Here is an 8,490-nt window from a genome sequence, read left to right as displayed (position 1 = left end):
TGGAGACACTCTCCGCGTCACCGCGTCTCCCCGTCACCGCGTCCTCTTCTCCTGGCTATGCTCAAATCCAAGTAATTGATACAGGTAAAGGAATCAGTCCAGAATTTTTACCCCATGTCTTTGACTACTTCCGCCAAGCAGATGCCAAGACAACCAGAATATTTGGCGGACTGGGATTAGGACTAGCAATTGTGCGTCATTTAGTTGAACTTCACGGGGGCACAGTTGAGGCAGACAGTCTAGGAGAAGGACAAGGGGCGACCTTTACAGTGAAACTACCTTTGCTCAAAAGTGCCGAGTTACGAACTTCCAGCCCAGAATCTTCTAACTCAGAACTGAATACCGAAGAATCATTGCTTTTGGGAGTCCAAATTCTGCTTGTGGATGACCAAGAAGATGTACGCGACTTTTTTAGCTTTGCCTTAGAACAATATGGAGCAAATGTAACCCCGGTAGCATCGGCAACTGAAGCATTAGAAGCACTAGCAAAGTCAAAGCCAGATATTCTGTTAAGCGATATTGGAATGCCCTTGATGGATGGTTATATGCTGCTGCGTCAAGTAAGAAAATTGCCACCAGAACAAGGTGGAAATATTCCCGCCATCGCTTTGACTGCTTATGCGGGAGAAATTAACCATAAGCAAGCACTGGCAGCAGGATTTCAAAAACATCTACCGAAACCCGTAGAACCATTGGATTTAGCTAATGCGATCGTTAATTTAATTGCCAATTCTTAATTCATCAATAAGGGAAGGAATCCCCACGTCAGGGGAGATTACTACATTTGTACTCGTTTAACAAAAACGGAACATCTCACAAAATTGCTACGTCCAAACATCGTGTACGCTAATTCTAGAAAAGATTTCTACTATAGCAATCTTAAATAGTTTGTGAAATTACATGTTACTCGTTGACTGTTAACCGTTGACTATTGACTGTTAACAATTAACACCAATATTTTTCACAACTCATATAGGATTGCATATTTGAAATTTGATTTTGTCAAAATTTAAGTAAAAATTAACTAATGATTTGTATGCGTTTACCTATTTCTATTGCTGTGATTTTAGTATCATCTTTAAGTTTAAATGCTCCAGTATTCTCTATGCCTCCTGTGCAAGTGGCACAAAGTCCAAAAAGCAATAATTTGAGTTTAAAACAATTAAGAATTTACCAACTATTATGGAATGGACGAAAGATAGACAACTATCGCTATACCCTAACTAATAACTGCTTTTGCATTCCTGAAGTTAGAGGGCCATTAAACATTGAGGTGCGTAATGGTGTCACAACTTCTATCACCAATGCTCAAACTGGTGAGCCTGTAAATACTGAGCTATTAACTTCGTACAGTACAATTCCTAAACTTTTTAATCTGATTAGAGATGCTATTAATCGTGGGGAATCCCAACTGAGTGTAACCTATAAGCCACAAAAAGGTTATCCAACTGAGATTAATATTGGTAATCTTGCTGCTGATGCTGGAGTTTTCACTACAATTAGCAATTTTCAAGAACTTCCTGAAGCGATCTAAGATTATTAGGTATCTTTGAAGCAAGCGATCGCCACTACACTGATGATTGAAGTTGAGCATCTGAGTAAAATATACGGTTCTACCCCAGCGATTACTGATGTCACTTTTAACGTGGAACCAGGAGAAATTTTAGGGTTGCTGGGGCCGAATGGGGCTGGAAAAACCACAACCATGCGGATTTTAGCTGGTTACTTGCCAGCAACTAATGGTAATGCCCGGATTGCTGGTTACGATGTCCATGAAAATTCCCTGGCTGTGCGCCAAAAAATTGGTTATTTACCGGAAACACCACCGTTATATCCAGAAATGACGGTGGAGGGGTTTTTGCATTTTGTCGCACAGATTAAAGGAATTCCAGCAGGCGATCGCCATCAAAAGGTAACAGCAGCCATTGAGCGTTGTAATTTACAAGATAAGCAACGGGTAATTATTCGCAAACTTTCTAAAGGATATCGCCAACGGGTGGGAATTGCTCAAGCGATCGTCCACGATCCTCCAGCAATCATCCTCGATGAACCTACCGTGGGACTAGATCCTCGACAAATAATTGAAGTGCGGAATTTAATTAAAAGTCTTGCTGGTACTCACACAATTATTCTCTCTACACACATTCTCCCAGAAGTGAGTATGACTTGTAGCCGCGTTGCCATTATTAATCGCGGTAAAGTAGTCGCAACGAATACACCAGATAATTTAATGACCCAGTTGACAGGCGGTTCTGGGTATGAAGTAGAAATCGAAGGAGAAGCCGCCCTAGCGAAACAAGTATTGCAAAATATTGCAGGCGTGAGTTTGGTAGAATCAATTCCCACAGCAGGAGGTCATCAAGCCCAGGCAAACCGGGCTTATTTGCGGGTGATATCCCAACCGGGAAAAGAACCAGGAAAGGATATTGCCACAACTTTAGTACGTGCGGGATTCGGCTTACATGAATTGCGGCGAGTTAACGCTACCTTAGAAGATGTGTTCTTGCAACTGACCACAGAAGAAAAGAATTTAGAAGCAGTCACACAAGGAGAAGCCGCATAAATGGGTGTAGTACTGAGTAATATTATTGCCATTTATCGCCGAGAGTTACAGAGTTATTTTGTATCACCTTTGGCGTATGGAATCGCCAGTGTATTTTGGTTCGTCGCTGGGTTATTTTTCGTGATGATTTTAGTCGGGCCAAATGGCATTTTTGCGGCAGCAGCGACACTAGATTTACAAGCACAACAAGGTTTACCAACACCCACAATAGATTTCGCCTACGAATTTGTGCGAGCATATTTAGATTCAATGGGTGGGTTACTGTTATTTATCCTGCCAATTCTTTCAATGGGACTTTACGCCGAAGAACGTAAGCGGGGCACTTTAGAACTATTAGCCACATCACCAATCACCAATTGGGCAGTAGCTGTAGGTAAGTTATTAGGGGTGGTCACATTTTTTATAACAATGATTGTGCCCGTGTTAGTGTTAGAAGCCATCGCCATCAGTGGATCGAATCCACCAATGACACCCTCAGTTCCTTTAGTGGGTCATTTTGGTTTAATCTTGCTAGCAGCGGCTATTTTATCTATAGGAATGTTTATTTCTTCACTAACAGACAGCACAATTCTGGCTGCGGTTCTCACTTTTGCAGTAATATTATCACTGTTATTTTTCGATGCGATCGCTAAAAATATCCCTGGTTCCGTAGGTGAAGCTTTGGGTTATCTGTCGTTGCTCAAACACTACAACACCCTCATTCAAGGCATTTTTGATACCAGCGCTTTGATTTTATTTGCCAGTTACATTTTTTTGGGCGTCTTTCTCACAGCTCAATCAATTGATGCACTGCGCTTTCAAAGACAGTAGTTATATAAGTTATGAGTTAAAAGTTAGGAGTGAAGAGTGAAGAGTTAGGAGTTAAGAGTTAAGAGTTAAGAGTTAAGAGTGAGGAATTAAGAGTTAAGAGTTAAGAGTGAAGAGTTAGGAGTTCAGAGTTAAGAATAAAAATCATAATTTCAAACTTCTCACTCCAAACTCCAAACTTCTCACTCCAAACTCCAAATTCCAAACTCCAAACTTCTCACTCCAAACTCCAAATTCCAAACTCCAAACTCCAAACTCCTAACTCCTAACTTGTCACTCCTAACTCCTCACTTCAGTCTAATTAATATGAAGATAGTTGCAAATAAAAAACTGTGGAAATATCTGTTTTGGCTAGGCCCGTTCTTAATTGCTGTGGGATTAACAGTAGGGTTAGTCTCCGAACAGTGGGGATTAATTTCCCTAGCGTTTTTGATTGTGGGAATTGCCATTATTGGGTCATGGATAATATGGCAAAGCTACCAAACTAATTTATGGAAGCGCCGTTCTACCCAAGCTGGAACTAATGCCTTGGTGGCAACTCTGGCAGTATTAACAATTTTGGGATTAATTAACTTTTTAGGAACTCGCTATCATTTCCAGGCAGATTTAACAGAAAATCAATTATTCACCCTTGCACCACAGTCAGGGGAATTGGTGAAAGCCCTGCCACAACCAGTTAAAATCTGGGTGTTTGATATTAACCAGAATCCCCAAGACCTGCAATTATTAGAAAATTATCGCCGACAAAGCTCAAAGTTTAATTTTGAATATGTCGATCCCCAAGCTAGACCAGGAATAGCGGAAAAAATTGGTGCGAAAGATTATGGCGAAGTTTACCTGGAATATGGAGATAAAAAAGAATTAGTACAAACAATCAATCAAAATGAACGCCTTTCGGAAATCAGATTAACTAGTCGGCTACAAAAACTCACAAGTGCAACAACAAGCAAAATTTATCTACTCCAAGGTCATGGCGAAAGCCAACTTTCACCCGGTAAAGGTGCAATATCACAAGCTATTGAAGGACTCAAGGATAAAAATTACACAACAGAACCCCTAAGTCTGGTAGAAAATCCTAAAGTTCCTCAAGATGCTGCTGTGGTCATAGTAGCTAGCCCCAAACGAGGACTTTTTGAAGCCGAAGTCAAAGCCTTGCAAGAATATTTAAATCGAGGCGGTAGCTTACTGCTGATGATCGATCCTAATACAGATCCCAAACTTGACAGCTTGCTCAAAGAGTGGGGCGTTCGTTTGGATAATCGTTTAGCAGTGGATGTTTCCAGTGAAAACGTCGTCGGACTAGGCCCTGCGGCTCCCTTAGTCACAGAATACGGACAACATCCAATTACCAAAGATTTCCGCAACGATATTTCTTTTTATCCCATTTCCCGGCCTCTGGAAATTACCTCTGTACCGGGTATCCAAGCCACTCCTCTACTGCTAACCAAGCAGTATCCCCTGAGTTGGGCAGAAAGCGACCTAGAAAGCGAAAAATTAGAATTTAATCCAGATAAAGACCTCAAAGGGCCTCTGACCTTAGGCGTTGCCTTAACAAGAAAACAAACACCCAAATCTACTGTTTCTACACCCACACCCACACCGCTACCATCACCAACCACCCAAAACAAAACTTCTCCCACACCCACACCATCTCCCCTACCATCACCAACTACCCAAAACAAAACTTCTCCCACACCCGCACCATCTCCCCTACCATCACCAACTACCGAAAACAAAACTCCCCCAACTCCTGCATCTCAAACACCCACGGAATCACGGTTAGTTGTTTTTGGAAACTCTAACTTTGCCACAGATGGGTTATTTAACAGGCAACTAAATGGAGATGTATTTCTCAACTCAGTTACTTGGTTGAATCAACAAGACCAGCAACCCCTTTCTATCCGCCCCAAAGAACCGAAAAATCGCCGGATAACTCTAACAAGCACCCAAGCCAATGTTTTAACACTGTCATCTCTGTTATTTTTACCCCTCAGTGGGTTAGCAGCAGCAGTTATTCTCTGGTGGAAACGAAGGTAAAAAGAGAGTGAGGAGTGGGGAGATAAAGAAGATGAAGGGAATGAGGGAAAATAATAATTCCCCAGTCCCCAGTCAACAGTCAACAGTCATCAGTCAACACTCCCTATTTCCCCTATTCCCGACTCCCAATAAATAACAAAATAAAAAAATGAAATTGCCACGAACAACTTTAATATTGGTATTACTAGCGCTGGGTTTAGGCAGTTTTGTTTACTTCTATGAAATTAAAGGTGCTACTCAGCGAGAAGAAATTAAAGAGCAAAATCAAAAAATTTTCTCTTTTGTAGAAGATGATGTGCAAACTTTAACAGTAAAGACAAAAAAACTCACTGTGAATTTGGAACGTAGCAATCAATCTAGTAACCCTAAATGGCTAATTAAATCTCCAATATCAGAACCAGCAAATGACGCTATTGTTTCTTATTTGATGGATTTGTTGGTCAAGGGTAAGGGCGAGGCTAACGATGGTAAACTACGGACTTTGACAACTCCAGCAAATCAACTTGGACAATACGGTTTAGATGCACCACAAGCAACTATTGATATTACCCTGAAAAATCAGCAAAAGCATCAATTAATTTTAGGAAAACGTAACTTTAATGGTGTTTTTGTATATGCTCGAACTGACACGGCTACAAAACCCGATGGCAATGTAGATGTGCTATTAGTACCTATAGATTTTGAAAATGCTGTAAATCGGGAATTATCGGAGTGGAAACAACCTGTTGATAATGTTAAATCAACACCCTTGCCAAGTAATTTGCCTCTACCGACTCCGACAAATGCCAAATAGGCAATTATAGAGGCTCTTTTGTCTGTTAATATAACCTTCAATAGGGGCTAACAGCTGTTAACCCCTGTTTTAAATCTGCCTATTTTTTCTAATATAGGAATCCAATTTGATTTATGAAAAAATCTAAGTATCTGTAGTGGCGTATCAAGGCTAAAATGTTGCAATAGATTTTATTGTGGGATGGGTGTCCTCACCCGTTCGGGCGGGCAAGATGCCCACCCCACAAGAAAGAATTGACTAATGCACTATTTTAGCTGAAACAGTCCACTACGTATTTTTTCATAAATAAAAGATGAGTCCTATACCAATTGTGAATAGGACTTTTAAAATGTCCTCTGATTCAAAATCAATCTAAAATCTAAAATCTAAAATCTAAAATCTAAAATTTATGGTCAATCCGACAGCAACATTGCTAATTTCGTGCCCCGATCAACGGGGATTAGTGGCTAAATTTGCGAATTTTATTTATTCTAATGGTGGTAATATCATCCATGCAGATCAGCACACGGATTTTGCTGCTGGGTTATTCCTCACGCGCATAGAATGGCAGTTAGAAGGATTCAATTTACCGCGAGAGTTTATTGCACCGGCTTTTAATGCCATCGCTCAACCTTTAGACGCTAAATGGGAACTACATTTTTCTGATACTATACCCCGGATTGCTATTTGGGTGAGCCGCCAAGACCATTGTTTATTTGATTTAATTTGGCGACAACGTGCCAAAGAATTTATTGCTGAAATTCCTTTAATTATCAGCAATCATTCTAACTTAAAGGTTGTAGCAGACCAATTTGGTATTGAGTACAAACATATTTCCATTACTAAAGAAAACAAACTCGAACAAGAAATTCAACAATTAGAATTACTCCGCAAATACAAAATAGATTTAGTTGTATTAGCGAAATATATGCAAATTGTCAGTGCAGATTTTATTAAACAATTTCCGCAAATTATTAATATTCATCACTCATTTTTACCAGCTTTTATCGGAGCAAATCCATATCACCGAGCTTTTGAACGGGGTGTAAAAATTATTGGTGCAACTGCTCATTATGCCACTGCTGATTTAGATGCGGGGCCAATTATTGAACAGGATGTAGTGCGAGTGAGTCACCGAGATACAGTTGAAGATTTGGTAAGAAAGGGCAAAGATTTAGAGCGAGTTGTCTTAGCAAGAGCAGTGCGATCGCACTTACAAAATCGTGTCTTAGTCTATGGTAATCGCACAGTAGTATTTGAGTGATTTTTTAGAGTTCTAATACTACTTGTCGCAATCTTCTACGACTTCAATGGGTCGTGTCCCCAATTTTTTAAAGAGTAATACCAGCGTGTTTGTTTTACATCACCTGATGGTTGCTGTGCGCCATGACGACGAACGTAACGAATAACTTTCTTCATAGTCGTTACATTTTGTCTGCGATTTCAAAAGCAGCCATCATTCTAGTCTGTTATTAAGTTATATCTTTTGGCTACCAAACAAATGTTGCCATTTTTATTGTCCTATTTGCCCCACGTTCCCCAATAGAACTGTAGTGTGTGGTGGAGATGACGCATAATGAAGAAAGATTAAGCAGATTCTCAGAAAACCATCAATGAGACAGACTAGCCTAAATTTAGTTGCAATATCTATCTTTCTCATGACACTATCGGCACTGTTGGGGCCATTCTTCAACTTATCGCCAACAGTACCAGCGCTTGCTACCTTTGCCATTTTGGGAATAGCGACTTTTGACAGCTTTAGTTTACAAGGTAAGGGCGGTAGTATCTTTTTAGATTGGGTTGCTGGTTTTAAGAGCGAACACCGCGATCGCATTATCCACCACGAAGCAGGACATTTTTTAGTTGCCCACCTGTTGGGTATTCCTGTTACTGGCTACACCCTCAGTGCTTGGGAAGCCTGGAAGCAAGGGCAAGGTGGACAAGGCGGCGTGACCTTTGATGATAGTGAATTAGCATCTCAACTAGAAGTAGGTAAAATCACTGCCCAGATGCTAGACCGCTACTGCACTGTTTGGATGGCGGGTATTGCTGCCGAAACCTTAGTTTTTAATAATGCTGAGGGTGGAACTGATGATAAAAATAAGTTGATACAAGTCTTGACAATTTTAGGTTTTTCTGAGTCAGTTTATCAACAAAAAATCCGGTTTCATGCCCTACAAGCAAAAACCCTACTACAAGAAAATTGGTCTAATTATGAAGCTTTAGTTAATGCCATGCGACAACGCAGTTCTGTAGAAGATTGTCGGGAAAAGTTAGAAGTGGGGCATGGGGAATAGGGTATGGGGAGATG

Annotated in this window: 8 protein-coding genes and 1 pseudogene; 8 read left to right on the top strand and 1 reads right to left on the bottom strand. The window is 40.5% G+C overall.

The features are described 5' to 3' along the window. The 7 genes from GNE10_RS28125 to purU all read left to right on the top strand — a co-directional run. The coding region (locus GNE10_RS28125) for a response regulator (RefSeq protein WP_185568891.1) at positions 1-737 on the top strand (737 nt) is incomplete at its 5' end. Between the two features lie 290 nt (positions 738-1,027). Continuing rightward, positions 1,028-1,534, top strand: a complete 507-nt coding sequence (locus tag GNE10_RS28120) for a DUF6174 domain-containing protein (RefSeq protein WP_311774861.1) — start codon at positions 1,028-1,030, stop codon at positions 1,532-1,534. 42 nt (positions 1,535-1,576) lie between these two features. Next, positions 1,577-2,563 carry an ABC transporter ATP-binding protein gene (locus GNE10_RS28115; RefSeq protein ID WP_185568893.1) on the top strand — a complete coding sequence of 329 codons (987 nt, stop codon included), beginning with the start codon at positions 1,577-1,579 and terminating at the stop codon, positions 2,561-2,563. Then, positions 2,564-3,373, top strand: coding sequence for an ABC transporter permease (locus GNE10_RS28110; protein ID WP_185568887.1), 810 nt, complete (start codon positions 2,564-2,566; stop codon positions 3,371-3,373). Between the two features lie 303 nt (positions 3,374-3,676). Then, positions 3,677-5,407, top strand: coding sequence for a Gldg family protein (locus GNE10_RS28105; protein ID WP_185568885.1), 1,731 nt, complete (start codon positions 3,677-3,679; stop codon positions 5,405-5,407). 148 nt (positions 5,408-5,555) lie between these two features. Next, positions 5,556-6,200, top strand: a complete 645-nt coding sequence (locus GNE10_RS28100; protein WP_185568883.1) for a DUF4340 domain-containing protein — start codon at positions 5,556-5,558, stop codon at positions 6,198-6,200. 388 nt (positions 6,201-6,588) lie between these two features. Beyond that, complete coding sequence (gene purU / locus GNE10_RS28095) at positions 6,589-7,443, top strand: formyltetrahydrofolate deformylase (protein WP_099067799.1); 855 nt, start codon at positions 6,589-6,591, stop codon at positions 7,441-7,443. A 35-nt stretch (positions 7,444-7,478) separates the two neighbouring features. Here purU and GNE10_RS28090 read toward each other — a convergent pair. Further along, a pseudogene (locus tag GNE10_RS28090) lies at positions 7,479-7,601 on the bottom strand (DUF3140 domain-containing protein); the annotation flags it as partial. Between the two features lie 191 nt (positions 7,602-7,792). Between GNE10_RS28090 and GNE10_RS28085 the strand changes: the two are divergent. After that, positions 7,793-8,476, top strand: coding sequence for an ATP-dependent Zn protease (locus tag GNE10_RS28085; RefSeq protein ID WP_099067801.1), 684 nt, complete (start codon positions 7,793-7,795; stop codon positions 8,474-8,476). Positions 8,477-8,490 lie beyond the last annotated feature (14 nt).

It is taken from the genome of Nostoc sp. 2RC (assembly GCF_014222165.1).
In the GTDB taxonomy this organism is placed as follows: Bacteria; Cyanobacteriota; Cyanobacteriia; order Cyanobacteriales; family Nostocaceae; genus Nostoc; species Nostoc linckia.
This window is presented reverse-complemented; position numbering and strand designations above follow the sequence as displayed.